The sequence below is a fragment of the Rhodococcus sp. OS5 genome, from assembly GCF_056837585.1.
This window is the reverse complement of record NZ_CM166368.1, coordinates 5,892,158-5,910,069: the sequence shown is the minus strand read 5'-3', so window position 1 is coordinate 5,910,069 and position 17,912 is coordinate 5,892,158. Positions and strand designations below refer to the sequence as shown.

The 17,912-nt window shown below is 61.4% G+C and carries 17 protein-coding genes; 9 read left to right on the top strand and 8 right to left on the bottom strand.

Annotated features, from left to right (window positions below):
* Positions 1 to 19: 19 nt before the first annotated feature.
* A complete protein-coding gene (locus ACVZUB_RS27700) occupies positions 20 to 1,252 on the top strand; it encodes a PucR family transcriptional regulator (protein ID WP_042451555.1) in 1,233 nt (410 codons plus the stop codon).
* 4 nt (positions 1,253 to 1,256) lie between these two features.
* Here ACVZUB_RS27700 and ACVZUB_RS27695 read toward each other — a convergent pair whose 3' ends face one another.
* Positions 1,257 to 1,604, bottom strand: a complete 348-nt coding sequence (locus ACVZUB_RS27695; RefSeq protein WP_030536118.1) for a hypothetical protein — start codon at positions 1,602 to 1,604, stop codon at positions 1,257 to 1,259.
* A gap of 225 nt (positions 1,605 to 1,829) precedes the next feature.
* Between ACVZUB_RS27695 and ACVZUB_RS27690 the strand changes: the two genes are divergently transcribed.
* A complete protein-coding gene (locus ACVZUB_RS27690) occupies positions 1,830 to 2,915 on the top strand; it encodes a TerC family protein (RefSeq protein ID WP_064075031.1) in 1,086 nt (361 codons plus the stop codon).
* A 61-nt stretch (positions 2,916 to 2,976) separates the two neighbouring features.
* Here ACVZUB_RS27690 and ACVZUB_RS27685 read toward each other — a convergent pair whose 3' ends face one another.
* A complete protein-coding gene (locus ACVZUB_RS27685) occupies positions 2,977 to 4,023 on the bottom strand; it encodes an NADP-dependent oxidoreductase (RefSeq protein ID WP_042451682.1) in 1,047 nt (348 codons plus the stop codon).
* A 373-nt stretch (positions 4,024 to 4,396) separates the two neighbouring features.
* Between ACVZUB_RS27685 and ACVZUB_RS27680 the strand changes: the two genes are divergently transcribed.
* Both ACVZUB_RS27680 and ACVZUB_RS27675 read left to right on the top strand, forming a co-directional pair.
* Positions 4,397 to 5,662: a cytochrome P450 gene (locus tag ACVZUB_RS27680; RefSeq protein WP_047269381.1), complete on the top strand. Its 1,266-nt coding sequence runs from the start codon at positions 4,397 to 4,399 to the stop codon at positions 5,660 to 5,662.
* A 138-nt stretch (positions 5,663 to 5,800) separates the two neighbouring features.
* A complete protein-coding gene (locus ACVZUB_RS27675; protein ID WP_050656919.1) occupies positions 5,801 to 6,382 on the top strand; it encodes a PadR family transcriptional regulator in 582 nt (193 codons plus the stop codon).
* 108 nt (positions 6,383 to 6,490) lie between these two features.
* On the opposite strand, the gene ACVZUB_RS27670 is transcribed toward ACVZUB_RS27675, so the two are convergent.
* Positions 6,491 to 7,213: an IclR family transcriptional regulator gene (locus tag ACVZUB_RS27670; RefSeq protein ID WP_007730520.1), complete on the bottom strand. Its 723-nt coding sequence runs from the start codon at positions 7,211 to 7,213 to the stop codon at positions 6,491 to 6,493.
* Positions 7,214 to 7,493: 280 nt separating this feature from the next.
* On the opposite strand from ACVZUB_RS27670, the gene ACVZUB_RS27665 reads away from it, so the two are divergent.
* Complete coding sequence (locus tag ACVZUB_RS27665) at positions 7,494 to 8,420, top strand: alpha/beta hydrolase (protein WP_054781273.1); 927 nt, start codon at positions 7,494 to 7,496, stop codon at positions 8,418 to 8,420.
* Positions 8,421 to 8,425: 5 nt separating this feature from the next.
* Here the strand turns inward: ACVZUB_RS27665 and ACVZUB_RS27660 are convergent, their stop codons facing one another.
* Positions 8,426 to 9,076: a Dabb family protein gene (locus ACVZUB_RS27660; protein WP_075834703.1), complete on the bottom strand. Its 651-nt coding sequence runs from the start codon at positions 9,074 to 9,076 to the stop codon at positions 8,426 to 8,428.
* Positions 9,069 to 9,416 (bottom strand): hypothetical protein, encoded by a 348-nt coding sequence (locus ACVZUB_RS27655; protein WP_218695684.1) that lies wholly within the window; start codon positions 9,414 to 9,416, stop codon positions 9,069 to 9,071. Before ACVZUB_RS27655 ends, ACVZUB_RS27660 begins: the two co-directional genes overlap by 8 nt.
* Before the next feature lie 241 nt (positions 9,417 to 9,657).
* On the opposite strand from ACVZUB_RS27655, the gene ACVZUB_RS27650 reads away from it, so the two are divergent.
* Both ACVZUB_RS27650 and ACVZUB_RS27645 read left to right on the top strand, forming a co-directional pair.
* Positions 9,658 to 10,545 (top strand): SDR family NAD(P)-dependent oxidoreductase, encoded by an 888-nt coding sequence (locus ACVZUB_RS27650; RefSeq protein WP_058038475.1) that lies wholly within the window; start codon positions 9,658 to 9,660, stop codon positions 10,543 to 10,545.
* Positions 10,546 to 10,592: 47 nt separating this feature from the next.
* The gene (locus tag ACVZUB_RS27645) at positions 10,593 to 11,456 is read left to right on the top strand and encodes an SDR family NAD(P)-dependent oxidoreductase (protein ID WP_007730535.1); all 864 of its coding nucleotides are present in this window, start codon (positions 10,593 to 10,595) and stop codon (positions 11,454 to 11,456) included.
* 27 nt (positions 11,457 to 11,483) lie between these two features.
* Here the strand turns inward: ACVZUB_RS27645 and ACVZUB_RS27640 are convergent, their stop codons facing one another.
* The 3 genes from ACVZUB_RS27640 to ACVZUB_RS27630 all read right to left on the bottom strand — a co-directional run bounded on the left by ACVZUB_RS27640 (position 11,484) and on the right by ACVZUB_RS27630 (position 15,582).
* Complete coding sequence (locus ACVZUB_RS27640) at positions 11,484 to 12,980, bottom strand: MFS transporter (RefSeq protein ID WP_482627947.1); 1,497 nt, start codon at positions 12,978 to 12,980, stop codon at positions 11,484 to 11,486.
* A 154-nt stretch (positions 12,981 to 13,134) separates the two neighbouring features.
* Positions 13,135 to 14,598, bottom strand: a complete 1,464-nt coding sequence (locus ACVZUB_RS27635) for a benzaldehyde dehydrogenase (protein WP_482627946.1) — start codon at positions 14,596 to 14,598, stop codon at positions 13,135 to 13,137.
* Positions 14,599 to 14,691: 93 nt separating this feature from the next.
* Complete coding sequence (locus ACVZUB_RS27630) at positions 14,692 to 15,582, bottom strand: LysR family transcriptional regulator (protein ID WP_058038355.1); 891 nt, start codon at positions 15,580 to 15,582, stop codon at positions 14,692 to 14,694.
* A 124-nt stretch (positions 15,583 to 15,706) separates the two neighbouring features.
* Between ACVZUB_RS27630 and ACVZUB_RS27625 the strand changes: the two genes are divergently transcribed.
* Both ACVZUB_RS27625 and ACVZUB_RS27620 read left to right on the top strand, forming a co-directional pair.
* Positions 15,707 to 17,074 (top strand): NAD(P)/FAD-dependent oxidoreductase, encoded by a 1,368-nt coding sequence (locus tag ACVZUB_RS27625; protein WP_003942969.1) that lies wholly within the window; start codon positions 15,707 to 15,709, stop codon positions 17,072 to 17,074.
* Between the two features lie 49 nt (positions 17,075 to 17,123).
* Positions 17,124 to 17,876 carry an IclR family transcriptional regulator gene (locus ACVZUB_RS27620; protein WP_003943227.1) on the top strand — a complete coding sequence of 251 codons (753 nt, stop codon included), beginning with the start codon at positions 17,124 to 17,126 and terminating at the stop codon, positions 17,874 to 17,876.
* Positions 17,877 to 17,912 lie beyond the last annotated feature (36 nt).

Sequence of the window (17,912 nt, the reverse complement as noted above, 5' to 3'; positions counted from 1 at the left end):
GACAAGTCGGGGAGGCGCCATGGACACATCGGAGTTGGACGGCTGGATTGCAAATCTCGCGCCCATCTATCTCCAGCCGGAGGTGATCGACGGTTTCGTTCAACGCATCGACGACGCCATTGCGGTGGCCAATCCTGAAGTGGCGGGTGATCGGGAGCTACGACGCGATGTGGATGCGAGCACTGCGGCGCAGCTTCGCGTCATCGTGGCCGCGATCGCGGGCGGTTCCCAGGAGGTCACGCCGCCGCCGGAGTCGGTTGCGCTTGCACTCACCGTTGCCAGGCGCGGTATGGATCTTCGAGTCCTGCTCAAGATCTACGGTGCCGGACGCCTCGCGATGCTGGGCTTCGTCGACGAGTCGATAGAAGCACTTCCGATCGGTCCGGAACTCAAGCGCGCACTTCTGGTCCGAGTGTGGGGTTCGGCGATGAGATGGCTGGAAGTGACCACCGAATTGTTGGTGGCAACGTATGCGAAGGAGCGTGAGAGCTTGGCGCGCGGCGCTTTTGCGCGTCGGTCCGAGACGGTGCACGCGATTGTCGCAGGCGAAGCACTTCACTCCGATGAGGTGTCGCAGATTCTCGACTACCCGATGCGGCGCCACCACACTGCGTTTGTTCTCTGGACGGACGACACCGATCCGGCCGCCGACGTATTGGCCCGATTGGACTCGTATGCGCGTTCCTTTGTGGACGAGTCGAATGCCGAGCGCGTGCTGACGCTGCCTTCGGGGGCGCGCGAGGTGTGGTCGTGGGTCGCGCATTTCGACGACCATGAGTGGGCGGCGCTCGATCGTGCTCGGAATTCGGACCTCCGTGTCGCGGTGGGGGCCAGCGGTTACGGAATGGAAGGATTCGCGCGCAGTCACCGCGAGGCTCTCGCCGCGCAGCGCATCGCGGTCCGTTCGACGGGTTCGCCGGGGGTCACCGTCTACGAAGATGTTCAGGTTCCCTGTCTGCTCACCGAAGATCTGGACGAACTGCGTGCGTTGGTGGCCCGGGAATTGAAAGGACTCGCCGGCGCGGACGGTGTCACGACGCGTATCCGTGACACCGTTCGGGTCTATTACGAGAACAATTGCACTGCAGCCGCTACCGCCGTGGCGCTCGGTCTGCACAAGAACACCGTGCGGTATCGACTCGATCAGGCCGAAAAGCTGTTAGACCGCAGCGTGGACCAGCGTCGGCTGCCAACAGAGTTGGCGCTCATCGCGCTGGAGAGCTACGGAGCCGCCCTCCTGGCGAACCCGTGACTCGCTACTGCATGTCGTCGAGCCCGGGGAGCGAATAGCCGGAGCTGTCATCCCAATCGGCGGGGGTGTCGTCGAGTGAAACGTCCCAGTCTGCGTCGGGCACCGCTCGCCGGAGTTCGGTCAGAGCGTTGAACCAGTAGACGAGCGAAGGAATTACCTCGGTCGGGTCGCTCGAGATCTTTGTCGAACCGTTGAGCAGAGTGTCGGGGATATCCGACGGATAGAGGTCCAGGACCTCGTAGTCGAACGGAAATTCGTCGTTGTGGACGGCGATGAGTCGGTCGACTTCGGCCTTCTCGTCGTCGGTCAGCGGTGTGGTGCGGACGGCGGAGTAGTACAACGAGGTGCTCATGCTTGCCAGGCTAGAACAAGATGCCGTCCAGCGGCGGTTTCGGACGCAACACCCTCAGATTGCATGGTTTCGGCAACTTCAGGTGTGAAAGTCGTCGATATTTCGACCGGGATGGATAGAAGTCGGCAAGGAACACTGGAGAAGACGGCGAGACGGCCGTCCGAACCCAGTGAAGGAGCTCCCCGTGACCGCAGTCATCAGTGCCATTCGGGTAGGTGGTCAGCGATGAACGTTCCCATGTGGGCGTGGGCCGCGTTCGCCGCAGTCATCGTCGTCATGTTGCTCATCGACCTGCTCGCCCACCGCGGCGCGCACGTCATCGGCTTCAAGGAAGCGGCCTGGTGGAGTGCACTCTGGGTCGGTTTGTCTCTCGTATTCGCGGTGGTCGTCACCCTGACCTTGGGGGTGAACTCGGGCGTCGAATTCACCACGGCCTGGCTGTTGGAGAAGAGCCTCTCCGTCGACAACCTCTTCGTGTTCGCCCTGATCTTCGGTTACTTCAAGGTGCCCCGTGAATACCAGCACCGCGTGTTGTTCTTCGGTGTCATCGGCGCCCTGATCTTCCGCGGTATCTTCCTCGCCGCCGGCGTTGCCGTGGTCAGCAAGTTCACGGCCGTGCTGTTCGTCTTCGCCGCCATCCTGCTCTACAGCGCCTACAAGCTGCTCAAGGACGACGACGAGAACTTCGATCCGGGAACCTCGCTGGCGGTTCGCTTGCTGCGCAAGATCATGCCGGTCCGTGAGGAATACGCAGGAACCAAGTTCTTCGTCAAGGAAGCCGGAAAGCGCGTCGCAACACCACTGTTCGCCGTCGTCGTCGCCATCGAAGCTGCCGACCTCGTGTTCGCAGTCGACAGTGTCCCGGCAGTGCTGGCAGTGAGTGACGATCCATTCATCGTGTACTCCAGCAACGCGTTTGCGATCTTGGGTCTGCGTGCCCTGTACTTCCTGCTCTCGGGCCTGCTCGAGAAGTTCCACTACCTGTCCAAGGGTCTGTCGATCATCCTCGCCTTCATCGGCGTGAAGCTGATCATGCAGGCCAGCCACAAGGTGATCAGCACGTCGATCCCCGAGATTCCCTCACTGGTCAGCCTCGCGGTGATCATCGTGGTGTTGGCAGGCTCGATCATCCTGAGTCTCAAGAAGCCGCTACCGGAAGAGCCTGAGGCCGAAGAGGTTGCGACCGGTGATGCACCGATCGACCTCGAGAAGTCAGGTCCTGACGGCAGCATCGAGAAATCCGGCGTCCAGCTCGCAACCGGCGAGCGCGACGACGATGACGACAAGGTAGATGCTCGGCCCAGAGGCTGACGCCTGATCGGCTGAACGAATCGAAAAGGGAGACCACACAACGACGTGTGGTCTCCCTTTGTCAAATCATCACCAACTGCTTCCCCCGGTTGTGCCCCGAAAGCTGCCCGATCAAGGCCGCTGGGGCATTTTCGATGCCCTCGGTGACATCGTTGCGGTAGCGCAGTCCACCTTCGGCGATTCGAGCGGACGCCCACGCCCGGTACTCCGGGTACCGGTCGTAGTGGTCGTAGCAGATGAACCCTTCGATGCGTAGACGTTTGCGTAGTACAGGGCGTAGGGGAGGCCCGACTTCGCTTTCATCCTGGTTGTATTCGCTGATCATTCCGCACACGACGACCCTTCCGAAATCGGCCATGCGATCGAAAACCGCTCGCGTGATCGAGCCTCCGACGTTGTCGAAATAGACGTCGACGCCCTTCGGACACAATTCGTCCAACTGCTCGCCGATGTTCGCCGTCTTCCTATCTATGCAGGCGTCGAACCCCAATTCCTCCACAACGTATTCGGTCTTCTCACCCCCGGCGATTCCGATCACCCGGGCGCCCGCCAGCTTCGCGATTTGGCCTGCAACCATGCCGACTGCTCCGCCGGCCGCCGAAACCACGACTGTGTCTCGCTCTCGGACGTCGGCGACCAACCGCATTCCGCAGTGTGCGACAAATCCTGGCTGTCCTAGAATTCCGAGTTCATCTCCTAGGGAAGCTCGATTCTCCCTCGGTATGCGGTCCAGGGCAGCGCCTTTGATTGTGTGATAAACCTGCCAGTGCGTGCCGCCTCGAACCAAATCACCTGCCGCAAAGTCAGGATGCCGCGAAGAAATCACTTCGCCGACTGCGATGCCGTCCAAACCGGAGTGCGCAGGCACTACTCCAGCCAAGACGACGTCGCCGATACCGGCAACAGCTCCCAACGGCCCGGGGGCAGAGCTGGTGGACGGTAGGCGTCTTCGTATCGCCGGATCGATCGAAAGATAGTGGGCGCGGAACAGAACTTCGCCGTCCGCGGGCGGCCGGATCGGGACCTCGTCGATCCGAAAATCTTCTACGACAGGCAAGCCGCGGGGAGCTCGAACGACTCGCACAGCGCGGTTCACATATTCGGTCATGCGCAATTTCCAATCTGCTTCGACACCGGTTCGCATCACTTCTCGGGACGATTGCCCGGAATTGATCTCGCCGCCTTACTGATTCACGGCGAAGACGTCTGGGAATTCTGTCCTCGAGCAGCAAGGAGCGCACCTTCCCGCCCGCTCAGTGAGAATGTGGCAACCCGACGTCCGGAGCGCGACTTCATTTCCCATACAGCGGGCGGTTTGTTGGTTGCCTCGTAGTCCGACTGTGAAGCTCTGCGCAGTTCAGTTCAGTTCAGCGCAGCGCTGACGCTCGTCACCAGTGGTATTCGGCTGTGGATTTTTACGAGGGCGTCAATGATCTGCCAGATCTTGTGTGAGTGATTTTGTCGAGGACGAGAGGTTGACTATGACTTCGCCGGTGGGTTCGGAGCGTGCGGTTCATGACACAACGGATTGGCTCAGAACGGGATTGGTCGATCCAACGGAGCCAGGCTTCCTGTCCGATCCGTACGCGCGGTACGCGATTGCGCGAGAAGTTGCTCCGGTACAACAGCATTCGAATGGCGTATACATGCTTTTCGCCTACGACGACGTGAAACGCGCACTGGCGGACAAGTCGCTGAGTTCGTCGGAACAGTATGCACTCGAGGCACCGCGCAATATGCGGATCAAGGCGGCCGGTGGCAGCGACGCCTACTTGTTGCGCCCATCGTTGTCGAAGCTGGATCCACCGGACCATCTGGCATTGCGCAAGCTACTGGCGCGCCCGTTCACGCCCAGGGCAATCAAGCGTTACGACGCGCGGGCGAAGGAAATCGTCGACGAGTTGCTTGCCGATCATGGACGGGGCTCCGAGATCGAGCTGGTGACGGAAGTTGCTCATCCGCTACCGATTCGCCTTGTCTGCGAAATTTTCGGTATCCCCGTACCTGCCGACACCGATACGATGTTCGAGTGGACCCGTAAGGGACTCAACCTACTCGATCCGTTTCTGACTGCCGAGCAGACCAGCGACTACATTTCCGCTCAGCGTGATTTCTCGGCACACCTTCAGGACGTTATCGCTTGGAAGCGCAACAATCTTGGCGACGACATCCTGTCGGACTTCATCTCCGCCGGCGACGAAGGCGAGATAATCGGGCCGGATCAAGTTGCCGCTACCGTGCAGACTTTGGTCATCGCCGGACTGGACACCACAGTCAATCAGGTCGGTCTCACCATGAATGCACTTATGGGCCATCGTGATCAGTGGGAACGACTCGTCGACGACAGGGCACTGCTCGATCACGCGGTAGAAGAAGTCCTGCGCTATGAGCCGACGGCGCAGTTGATGATTCGCATTGCTCCCGAGGATTACGCGGTGGGAGATGCGGTGATTCCGGCCGGAAATCACATTGTGACGTGGCTGGCGTCGGCAAATCGCGATGAAACTCGATTCGGTCCGAACGCGGACAGATTGGACTGGTCGAGGTCAAATGTCCGGGACCACATCACGTTCGGTCACGGTGCGCACGCTTGCCTCGGTGCGTGGTTGGCCCGGCTGGAGATCAAGACCATCCTGAAGGCGTTGATCGACAAAGCGCCGAAGACCGAGCTCGTCGACGGTGGAGTGACGTGGGGTGGCACGGCCTTTATCCGCGGTGTCTCCGAACTGCGATTGAACCTTTTCTGATTGCACGAATTCGTGAACAGACCACTCGGTGGGCAAGTCGGTGTCAGATGGTCGACGTCTTGTTAGTCTGGGCCGGTGCCTGATCCCGCAACTGCGTGTTACCCGGCATTGCCCGCGACAAGTTGGGCAGTGCTGGGAATGCTCACATTCGGAGAAGAACTCAGTGGCAGCGATCTGAAAAGCTGGGCCGACTGGAGCATCGGGTTCTATTACTGGAGCCCGTCGGTGAGCCAGGTCTATACCGAGCTCAAAAAGCTGGAAACGCTGGGATTCGTCAGTTCGCGGGAGGTTTCGGAGTCGGGTGGGCGTCGTCGACGAGTGTTCACGATAACCGAATCCGGTATCGAGGCTCTCAGATCATGGTCACGCCGATCGGAGATCGAAACCCCCGTTCTCAAACATGGAGTGATGTTGAGACTGTGGGTCGGCCACCTCAACGACCCCGATCAGCTCAAGTCGATAGTGCTCGATCACATCGACAACCTCGAGGCAAAGAAGCTCAAGGCAATCGAACACGCCGATAACTCGGAGAATGAACCCGCCTGGGCATTTACCGAGATGAGTCTGCGATGGATAGGCCGCCATTTTCAGATGGAGATCGACCTCGCCGCTCAGTTGCTCGATGACATCGATGAGGCCGCCGCTCGATTCGCGCAAGGCGACGCCAACGCTCTCGGCTTGCCGCAGCCCGTCAATGCCGGTAGTTGGAAGTTGATCTGAGCGTGCGGAGGTACAACTCCCCAGATTCTGCCCCACGCCAATAGAATTGTGCTGTCGAGGTTTTCGTGCCCAGTCTTCGTGCTTAGTCTTCGTGCCTAGTCTTCGTGTCTACTGAGCTCGCATGCTTTCGGTGGTCCGGACGCCCGCATTTCGCCACAGGGAAGCGGCTGTTTCCCGAAGAAGCCCGGTGAGAGGCGAGTTTCGCTCGTCGAGCGGCATTTGTCGGAGCGGTCCGCAGATCGACAGCGCGGAGGTCGCGACGCCGATCGGGCCGATCGGAGTGGCGATCGTGCCGAATCCGTCGATCGGCGTGTCACGGCCGTATCCCACGCCGGTTTTTCGGACCTCGTCGGCCGCCTCTCCTCGCTCGTTGTTGAAGGTGTGGAGGACCCTGCCGACGAGAGTTCCGTCTGCGCGCGTGCTGAAACCGATCCGATTCGGAATCATGCTGGCGAAACGACCTGCCATGTGGGCGCGGCACACCACATTTGAGCCGTCGAGAATCGTCATCTCGACGATCAGTCCGGTACGCCGGTGCAATTCGTACAGGTGCGGATGCGCAGCTGAGTGAAGTCTGTCCTGGTACACGGCCAACGAGCCGAGTTCCACGAGCCGCAACCCGAGCGTGTAATCGCGGCCGCTGCGGTGCAGCCACCGAAGTTGGACCAGATGGTCGAGTATGCGGTGGGCTGAAGACCTTGGAAGCCCGGTTCGTCGGACAATCTCGGCGAGGGTGAGACGATCTCGACCGCCGAACGCATCCAGTAGCAGAGAGACTCGGTCGAGGAAGGCGTTCGGCGTTGCGGGATCGACCTCGAGCTGGAGCGACATGTGTTCCCTCTGCTATCCCGTAGTCAAGTTGGACAACTGCCCTGGACAAGGCTATTTCGATTAGGAATGATGACATGTTTTTTCTGCTTTGTGAAGAAGGCCACCCTGTGGATCGGACGCCTCCGGTGCTCGTCGGCGGAAACGGACCACTGATCGGGAGAGCGGGTTCCTTGCTTGGTGGTGGGCGATCTACGTTGACGTGATCACACGCCAAGTGGACAAACGCGGATGCCGGCGCAGACGTAGCGCCACCCGCCGGGCTGAGAGACCAGGAGACGATATGACGATTCAAGCGGAAGTCACCACGATGCTCGCAACCCTCAACGCTGGATTCCCGGATGTCACCAGTGTCCCGCCGTCGGAGCTACGAACTCTGATTCGGAACCGACGTGCGCCGCTGACGGGTCTTCCCGACATGCTTTCAGTCGAGAATCACGTAATCGACGGTCCCGGTGGAGATCTGGCAATTCGCGTCTTTCGTCCGCATGGAACCTCGAACGACGTTCCTCTCGTGGTCTTCGCTCACGGGGGCGGTTTCGTGTTCTGCGATCTGGACAGTCACGACGAATTCTGTCGATCGATGGCGCAGGGAGTCGGCGCAGTAGTGGTTGCCGTCGACTATCGGTTGGCGCCGGAGCATCCGGCACCGGCAGCCCACGACGACGTCTACGCCGCGGTGGCGTGGGCCAGCAAGCATGCTGCCGAATACGGTTCCGACGCAGGTAAAATCGCACTTGTGGGCGACAGTGCGGGAGGGAACCTCGCGGCGACTGTGGCTATTGCCGCTCGGGATCGGGGTGGTCCGGAAATCGCCCTTCAGGTTCTCATCTACCCAGTGATCGACGACGACTTCGAAACCGAGTCGTACCGGCTCTACGGCACGGGTCACTACAACACAGCCGCAGCGATGGAATGGTACTGGCAGCAGTACGCGCCTGAAGGTCGCGACGACGCCCGTGTGATTCCTACGCGTGCGGAGACGCTCGCCGGTCTTCCGTCTGCTGTCGTCGTGACAGCCGAACTCGATCCGCCGTGTTCGTCAGGTGACGCGTATGCGCAGATGCTCGCGACGGCTGGCGTTTCGGTGCGCCATCATCGCTTCGAAGGATTGTTCCACGGCTTCCTCACTATCCCGTCTTTGTCACTGACCGAGCCTGCGCGACAGAAGCTTTGGGCGATGACGCGCGAGGCGCTCGGTAGCGAGTAGGCAGATCACTTCACTGTCAGGAGTCTCTCGGTGAGATTGCCGAACGTGTGACAGATTCTGTCGTGGACCACGGCCTCGGGACATTCGGGGTCGAACCACCGGTCCACCACTGCCCAGTGAATCGGATGATCGAGGTACTGGGTCTGCAGTGAGCCGAGGTCGGTGAACTCCTGCTCCCAGACATGAGTCCATGGTGTGTGCCCGATCGCTGCGTCGACTCGGCTGAGACGCCAGGCGCAGATCGACGAGATATGGGTAGGCATCCTGAGCAGATCCCGTTCGAATTCCTCGAGTACGTCCTGGGGTGTGCCGGGGGATACCCGGATGAACAGCGCTCGGTACACCTGACCGGCGGCGTCGGCGCCGGAACGTCCCGTGGTCCCGGACGAGTACTCGGCACCGTGGAAGTGGTCGACGGCGGCGCAGCGCAGGCTGTCGTCGACCGCATCTCGGGCTGTCTGCCAAGCCATCTCGTCTTCGAACTGAAGATGGACGATCAGATCTCCGCCGTTGATGACGCCGGGAAGTGTCGTACAGACGAGACGACGCAGCGCGTTCGACGATTCGGCAACTGCGGCAATGTTCTTCACTGCATCGGTCCACTCGTCGGCGCCCGCCCCGTTGGCGGCGTGCACGACTCTTGTCACGTTATACATTGCTCAGTCCTTCGATGTCCTTTGCTGCGGCGGCCATGGAGCGACTCCGTTCGATTATGAGCGGAGCCATTGCATCCCACCACTGCCTGAGGGTGGAGTCTCTGCGGCCCTGGCGCGTCATCGACCACCAGCCGGCCGTGCCGTCGACCGTCCAGGTGACGGTCAAGGTGTTCGGGTCTTGATCGCACCACAACGGAGGGCTGACGAGTACGTCGGCGAGTGTCATGCCGCGACGCTGTGCACTCGGCAAATACTGGTCGAGTAGCGCGTCGACGAACTGTCGACCGCATCCCGGTTTCGTGACTATCCGATCGATCACGTAGAGCGTTTCATCTGTCATTGGTGAAGATTACTTTCCCCTAACCCGTTGTGATGCTTTCGATCTCACACAGCGGGAGATAGCGGATTTGGTCATGTGCCCGGCATTTCGACACCTCCCGTCAGGCGGGAATCGTTGCTGTGCAACAGAATCGGATGATGCAACATGGCGGACAACGATTGCGTGAAATGCAGTCGAACTCAGGTCGAACACATACGTCATGTGTTCGATGTCGTGAAGTGGAAGAGCCTTGGAGGAGCAGTTGAATCACTCGCTGGTAGGGAAGACCGCGCTGGTGACCGGGAGCAGTCGAGGCATCGGCAGGGCGATCGCCAGGCGACTGGCGGCAGAGGGGGCAACCGTGGTCGTCACCGCACGGTCGGCTCGGCCTACCGCGGCAGTCCGTGCCGACAGTAATGTCGTCATCGGCGGTACGTTGTCCGAGACCGTCGAGATGATCGAGTCGCAACACGGTCGTGCACTTGCCATTCCGGCCGATCTCGAGGATTCCGAGGCTCGCGACGGATTGATCGAGAAGGTCGTCTCGCGGACCGGAGGTATCGACATCCTCGTGAACAATGCCGGGTTTGCCGACTACGCGCCGATCGAGAAGATGTCGCTGGCGACGTTCGATCGGACCCTCGACCACTACATTCGCGCGCCGTTCGCCCTGTCGAAGGCAGCCATCCCCTACATGCGAGAGCGCGGCGCAGGCTGGATCGTGAACATCGGTTCCTCGACGGGACTGAATCCGATCAGGCCCTTCCGCGACTACAACAAGACGTCGGGTGACGTGATTTACGCGTCGATGAAGGCAGCACTGCACAGGTTCACACAGGGCCTCGCCGCGGAGGTGCTGGACGACAATATCGCGGTCAACTCGGTGGGGCCTTCCACTGCGATCTCGACTCCCGGCGCCGACGCACTCATTCCGGATGGATACGAAACCGAGCCCGTCGAGTATCTTGCCGAGACGGTGCTGGCCATGTGTTCTCTTCCCGCGGCCGAGCGGACCGGCCTTGTAGCCTTCAGTCTTCATTTTCCCTGGTATCAGGATCTGGTCGTGAAGGCGCTCGACGGGCAAGGGCTGATGCCCAGACGTGAGCCACCGACGTGGTGCAATCCCAACATTCTGCCCGAAGGAATCTGAAGTCTTTGTCGAGCAATAGTTTCGGCGACACAACCCGAGGAGTGGAGATGTCCCACGCTGAACGCCGGTTCGGTACCGGCACGGCCGTCGTGACCGGTGCGGGGGCCGGTATCGGTGCAGGGTTCGCCCGTCACCTTGCGCGGCTGGGAATGACGGTGGTCGTTGCCGACATCGACGAGGAGCGTGCGTCGCTCGTCGCCGAGGACATTCGCGCGGCCGGTGGGAGAGCTGACGTCCATGGGGTGGACGTAGCGGATGCCGATGCCGTGAAGAGGATGGCGGACAATGTGTTCGATCGTCACGGCAGCGTCGAGTTGCTGGTCAACAATGCCGGAGTGGAGACGGCCGGGTTGCTGTGGGAAGTCAGTGGTGCGCGGTGGCGACGGTTGATGGAGATCAACGTCGACGGCGTCTTCTATTGCCTTCGTGCTTTCGTGCCATTGATGTTGAAGGTGGGTAAGCCGGCGTGTGTGGCCAATCTGTCTTCTGTCGGCGGGATCAACAGCGCCGCGGTGCAAGGACCGTACATCGTCAGTAAGTTCGCGGTGCTGGCGATGACCGAGAGCTTGCACCAAGATCTGTCGTTGGTCGACTCTCCGATTCAGGTCAGTGCTGTTGTTCCACACTCGATCCGGAGTGAGATCTTTCGTGCGGCCCAGCGTGACGCGCCGACTACGAACGTCACGGCAAACGCTGTCTTCGATGCAATGCAACAGGCGAACGTCGAATCCGGACTCGACCCGCTCGATGCCGCCGAGCACATGACCGAAGCAATAGCGCGTGGGGACTTCTGGGTGTTCTCCGACGACGACGCGTGTCGGCAGTTCACCGACCGCCGAGCCGCTCAGCTTCGAGACCTGCTACCTCCCGCCGATCCTCGCACAATGCTCACACGCATGGGCATCTCGTGAATGCGGAGCTGTTCGGAGCAGGCCTGTTCACGCGCTGCCGTTGACAGACGTCGACGCACTCTTGGGGAGGCCTGACCAACCCACCAGGCCGACCAGAGCGAAAGCTACGGCGGCAGTGACGAAGGTGACGGTGAAGGCGGATTCGCTGGGCAGAGCGGATACGCCCTCTGGCAGGTTCGCGATGGTCATCGAGGCGAGAATCGTAGTCACCACGGCACTGCCCATGGCGCTGCCGGTGGAACGGGAGATCGAGTTGATGCCGTTGGCTATTCCACTCTGGTGTCGCGGAACGCTCGACATGATGATCGCGGGCATGGCCGCGTAGCCCAGGCTCACGGCGGCGCCGATCACGATGCCGGCACCGATGACCGACGCGGTGTGCGTGTGGTCGTACGCGAGCCAGGCGAACGGCACCGCACCACAGATGGCGGTGAGTCCCAGGACGAAGCGTGGCCCACGCACTCTGATGAACCGCCCACCGATCGGTGCTGCGATCAGCGAGGCAATCGCACCCGGCAGCAGGAATTCCACCGACGCACGCAGAATGCTGGCGTCGAATCCGTATCCCGTGAGGGCGTGGGGAAGCTGCACGAGATAGGAGATGCCCAGGAAGTTGGCGAACATTCCGAAGCCCAGCATGACCCCCGCCAGATTCGCCATCATCACGGGCCGGTGGACGAACATTCGCATGTCGACCAGTGGTTCGTCGACGATCTTCTCGATCCAGACCCAGACTGCGAACATCACGATCGAGCCCAGGAAAACACCGATGGTCACGGGTGAGAACCAACCCCATTGGTGGCCTTGCGAAATCGACAACAGGAGCAGAAGGAGTGCAGCGCCCAGGCTCAGCGCGCCGATGACGTCGACGCGCCCGCCGCTCTTGTGCTTGGTTGCCGGAACCAGCGTGACGACGGCGACGAGGGCAAGCAACGCGAACCCGGTGGCCATCCAGAAGGCGTTGCGGTAGTCGGCATCCGGAGCCGATGTGAGAAGTCCGGTGGCTACGAGGGCGAGCCCGCTGCCGAATGCGAGAGTTCCGCTGACCAATGCCATCGCGCCGGGAAGCTTGTGTGGGCGGACCTCTTCGCGCAGGACCGACAGAGCCAGCGGGAAGATGGCGGTGGCGGTCCCCTGGAGGACGCGTCCGAGGATGAGAAGTGGCAGATTGTGTGCCAGTGCGGCGACGATCGAACCGATGACCATGACGACCAGAACGCCGACCAGCGTGCGCTTCTTGCCGTGCTGATCGCCGTAGCGGCCCAACAGGGGAGTGAAAACGGCGGCCGACAGCAACGTCGCCGTCGTCACCCAACTGATGCCGGCCGCGGATGCGCCCAGATCGGACTGAATACGCCCCAAAATCGGGACGGGCAGTGTCTGCATCATCGAGACGATCATCGCGGCCAGGCTGAGCGCCCCGATGATGACGGCCTCGCGGCGCGGCGATGTTACGACGGATACATCCGGGGTGTCGTGGACCGTTGGCTGCGCAGCGCTGTCGGTCGTCACTGAATTCGTCAAGTGGGTCCTTCTCGGGAATTACAAGAGAAATTGCTTAATGTGCCGAAGTAATTTTCTCTGGATGGTAAGTCCGCGAGATCGATCCCGTCAATGCTGGTCAGTGAGCCCCTGGGGCCAGCTCGGTGTATTCAGGACCAACTCGGCGTGTTCCGGACTAGAAGGGGTAGACCGGGAGTGCGCTCTGCGCAGTCACCCACTGCGTTTCGGTGAAGGCGTCGAGGTTTGCGCCGATACTGCCGACGCGGCCACCGTTACCCGAAGACGCCATACCGCCGAACGGGATGACTGCTTCGTCGCCGACGGTCTGATCGTTGATGTGTACGAGGCCGGTGGGGATTTGTTGGGCGAGCTCGAGCCCGCGCATGGCGTCGGAGGTCAGAATGCCCAGTGACAGTCCGTACTCGGAATCGTTGGCTATGGCGACGGCTTGTTCGACGGTGGCGAAGGAGGTGACCGGTGCGACTGGCCCGAAGACTTCGTCGGCGAATGCCGGCGCGGTGAGTGGGGTGTCGGCCAGCACGGTGGGCCGGTAGAAGAGATCCTCGTAGGTGCCGCCGGCCGCCAGTTTTGCTCCGGCCGCGATGCTTCCGGTGACCAGGGAGTGGATGTGGTCGCGTTGTCCGGCGTCGATGATGGGTCCGAGTGCGACCTGACCGGTGAACGGGTCGCCTACCGGAAGCTTGTCGGCGCGTTCGGCAAGGAGTGCGGTGTAGTCGGCGGCGATACTTTCGTGGACGAGCTGGCGGCCGGTGGTCATGCAGATCTGCCCCTGGTGCATGAAGGATCCGAAAGCGCCTACAGATGCGGCCTTTTCGAGGTCGACGTCGTCCATGACGATCAGTGCGTTGTTTCCCCCGAGTTCGAGGTGTGCTCGTTTGAGATGGCGGCCCGCCAGTTCACCGACAGCGCGTCCTGCCCGGGTCGACCCGGTGAATGCGATGACGCGAACGCTCGGATGAACCACGATTGCCTCACCGGCGTCAGCGCCACCCGGCAGCATGCCGAACACTCCGGCAGGCAGACCGGCTTCTTCGAAGATGCGGGCAAGAACCACACCGCCACAGATCGCCGTGCGCGGATCAGGCTTGAGGATCACCGAATTGCCCAGTGCCAGTGCGGGAGCGACTGCACGGATCGACAGAATGATCGGGAAGTTGAACGGTGCGATGACGCCGACGGTGCCGACGGGGACGCGACGAGAGAAGCTCAGCCGCGGTTGCTCCGAGCGCAGCACCTCGCCGACGGGGTGTGCGGCCAAAGCTGCTGCGTTGTAGCACTCTTCGGCAGCGGTGTGGGTTTCCAGTCCGGCTTTGGCGGGAATGCTGCCGGCCTCGCGGATTACCCATTCGCCGATTTCGTTGGCGTACTGCTCGAACAGTTGACCGGCGCGGCGTAGAACGGCGGCTCGTTCGGTGTACGGCCTTGCTGCCCAATCCTTCTGAGCGGCAGTAGCTTTTGTTGCAGCGGCTGCTACGTCGTCTGGTGTTGCCATGCCGACCGTCGTCAACTGCTTGCCGGTGGCCGGCTCGACGACAATGCGATCGTCGGCGCTACCGCGAACCCATTCGCCGTCGAAGATCTTCGATTCCCACACAGGTTCGCTCAGCAAACGCGTCATGGCCGCTCCTCGGTAAAGGGATGCAACCGCGCGCCGCATCACATGGTTGTGGACCACGTTGCTCCGTGAGGGGAGTTGATCGCCATCGCACTTTCACTCAGTGAAAGACGGATTCATGGCGTCCTTGAGCGCTTGGATCAGATCGGCGAACTCGGTCGAGTGGGTGGCGCCGCTGCGGGTCACTCCCGAGACGGGAATTCGCAAGCGGCCGTTCGATTCTCGCATGAAGCTGATGCCGGCGCGTGGAGATTCGCCTGCGGTGATCGAATACAGCAGGGTCCAGGCGCGCGGGTTGGTGATCACGTCCAGCGTGGCTGTGTGATCGCTCGGAATTGCAGGGCCCAGTTGGACGCGTCGATCTATCTCGCGGAACGCGTCCTCGACCACCTTGTGAATGAGCACCTGGCTTTGGCGCGGCGGCAGGAGCAGGGGGTATGCGGCCAGATCATTGAGGTCGACGCTTTGCTGGCCGGCCAGGGGGTGCCGGCTCGACATGACGACCAGGAGATCTTCGACGCCGAGGTCCAAGGGTTCGAGTCCGGGGCGGTCGACGCCGCCGCGAATCAGCGCGATGTCGGCGTCACCGGAGGCCACGGCGTCCATGCGGTGGGCAAAACTCTTGATGACGAACTCGACGTCCAGGTCCGGATGAAGTTCGCGCACGTGTGCGATGGCGTCCAGCGTCTGAGCGGCGAAGCTCATGTTTCCGGTGATCCGGATCCGGGCTCGTGGGTCCCGTGCGACGGAGTAGGCCATCGTTTCGAGGCTGAGGACTTGCTGCGCGATGGGCACGAGTCGCGATCCTGCCGGGGCAAGGCGAACGGCTCGGGTCGAGCGTTCGAAGAGTGTCGCGCCAAGCTCCTTCTCCAGTCGGGCGACCTGATGGCTGATCGCCGACTGCGAGATGAAGCAGCGCTCGGCAGCGCGACTGAAGCTCAGTTCCTCGCTCACGACGAGGAAGTACTTGAGTTGGCGGAAGTCCATGAGGACAGCTTACTTATGAGCAATCGAGATAACAGTCTTGCGAATACTCCAGCTAGCTGGACCCGACCCATGATCAGTCCATACCGTAATAGTCATACTTTCAATTTGGTTGAGGAGATTTGTTGTGGATAGAACAGCTGCGGGTCGCGCTGACATCGACGCGACTGGACACGAGCAGACTCAGGTAGTCATCGTCGGTTCGGGATTCGGAGCCCTCGCCGCGGCCAAGACCCTCGCGAAGTCCAAGACGCCGTTCGTCCTCATCTCCGCCACCACCGAGCACCTCTTCCAGCCGCTGCTCTACCAGGTGGCGACTGGTGTTCTGTCGGCAGGCGAAGTTGCTCCGCCCATCCGCACGATCCTGCAGAAGTACCCCAACGCCGACGTGCGTCTCGGTCGCGTCGTCGAGGTCAACGCCGAAGAGAACACCGTCGTCTACGAGGCTTCGGGCACCCGCCACACTCTCGGATACCGCTCGCTCATCGCAGCCACCGGTGCCACCCAGGCGTACTTCGGTCATGACGAGTTCGAAAAGGTCACCTACAAGCTCAAGACCGTCGAGGATGCCGAGGTCCTGCGTAAGCAGATCCTGCGTTGCTTCGAAGAGGCTCACACCACCAACGACGCGCTGGTTCGCCGCAACCTGCTCAGCTTCGTTGTCGTCGGTGCAGGCGCGACCGGCGTCGAGCTCGCCGGACAGATCAAGGAACTGGCGCGTCGCTACTTCGCCAAGTCCATTAACAACATCAGCGCCGACGAGGTCACGGTCACCATGGTCGAGGGCGCGGGCGTTGCGCTTCCGGCCTTCGGCGGCAAGCTCAGTGAGTACACACAGGCCTCGCTCGAGAAGTCGGGTGTCGAGGTTGTTCTCAACACCATGGTCACCGCCATCGACGAGCACGGTGTCACCGTCTCTTCGGCAAAGACCAAGGAAGAGAAGCGCATCGACGCCGAGACCGTCATCTGGTCGGCCGGTGTTCGCGCCAACGACTTCGCAGCAGTGCTCGGCGAGGCGACCGGTTGTGAGAGTGACCGTGCGGGTCGTCTGCTCATCAATCCGGACTTGACCGTCGGCGGGTTTGCCAACGTCTTTGCCATCGGCGACATGACTTCGCTGAACGGTCTGCCGGGTCAGTCGCCCGTTGCAATGCAGGGTGGCCGTCACGCAGCGAAGACTGTGAACGGAAAGGTCAAGGCCGGAACGCCTTTCAAGTACTTCGACAAGGGCAGCATGTCGATCATCAGCCGATTCAGCGCTGTGTGTCGCGTCCGCAAGGTCGAGTTCAAGGGCACGATCGCCTGGTTCATGTGGCTGGCCGTGCACGTGATGTATCTGGTGGGCTTCCGCAACCGGTATGTCGCTGTGATGTCGTGGTTCGGTTCGTTTATCGGTCACCGTCGTCCGCACTTCCACTACGCGCAGGAGCCGATGAAGATCGAGGCCACGCCGCCGGTGACCGAACGCGAACCGGAGTTGGCGCACTCCGCGTAGCTCCGCACCGCCTGAACACGTTTCGCCTGATGTCAGTCACACTGTGTGAATGGCATCAGGCGAGCGTTCGTTGATCGGCCGGGCATTTATCGTGCTCGGTGCCTTCGACGCGAAATCGCCGCGGTTGACGCAGTCGGAGATCAGTCGTCGCAGCGGCTTGCCTCTGCCCACCGTCCACCGACTGTGTGGGCAGTTGGTGGCTGAGGGCGCACTCGAGCGTCGGAGTGACGGCAAGTACCAGGTCGGAGTCCGGTTGTGGGAGATCGGCGCTCTTGCTCCCGGCGCTCACGGCCTACGGCAGGTGGCGTTGCCGTTCCTCGAGGACCTGTACGAGGTCACCCGAGAGAACGTGCAGTTGGTCGTTCGTGAGGGCACCGAGGCTCTGTACCTCGAGCGCTTGTCCTCGCGTAGCGCCGTCACCGTGGTCGGCCGTGCCGGCGGAAGATTGCCGTTGCACGCGTCCAGCGGTGGATTGATTCTCCTCGCGCACGGCGGAACCGAGCTTCTCGACGACGTCCTTCGCGCCGGCCTCGAGTCGTTCACTCCCAAAACCATTACTTCCGAGCGGATTTTGCGAGCAACTCTCGACGAGATCAGGCGCGCCGGATTCGTGGTCTGTCGTGAGTATCTGAACGTCGGAACCCTTGCCGTCGCCGCTCCTGTCCGCGAAGCCGGGGGCAGTGTCGTGGCAGCGGTCTCGACAGTTGTTCCGGTGGAGCAGGATCCGGCTCCTTTACTGCCGGCGTTGGTCGCGGCCGCCCGTGGAATATCACGCGGGCTTGGTAGCGGTGGGTTTCGATAGCTCGTTTCGGTCTTTCACTGAGTGAAATTGCAGCTG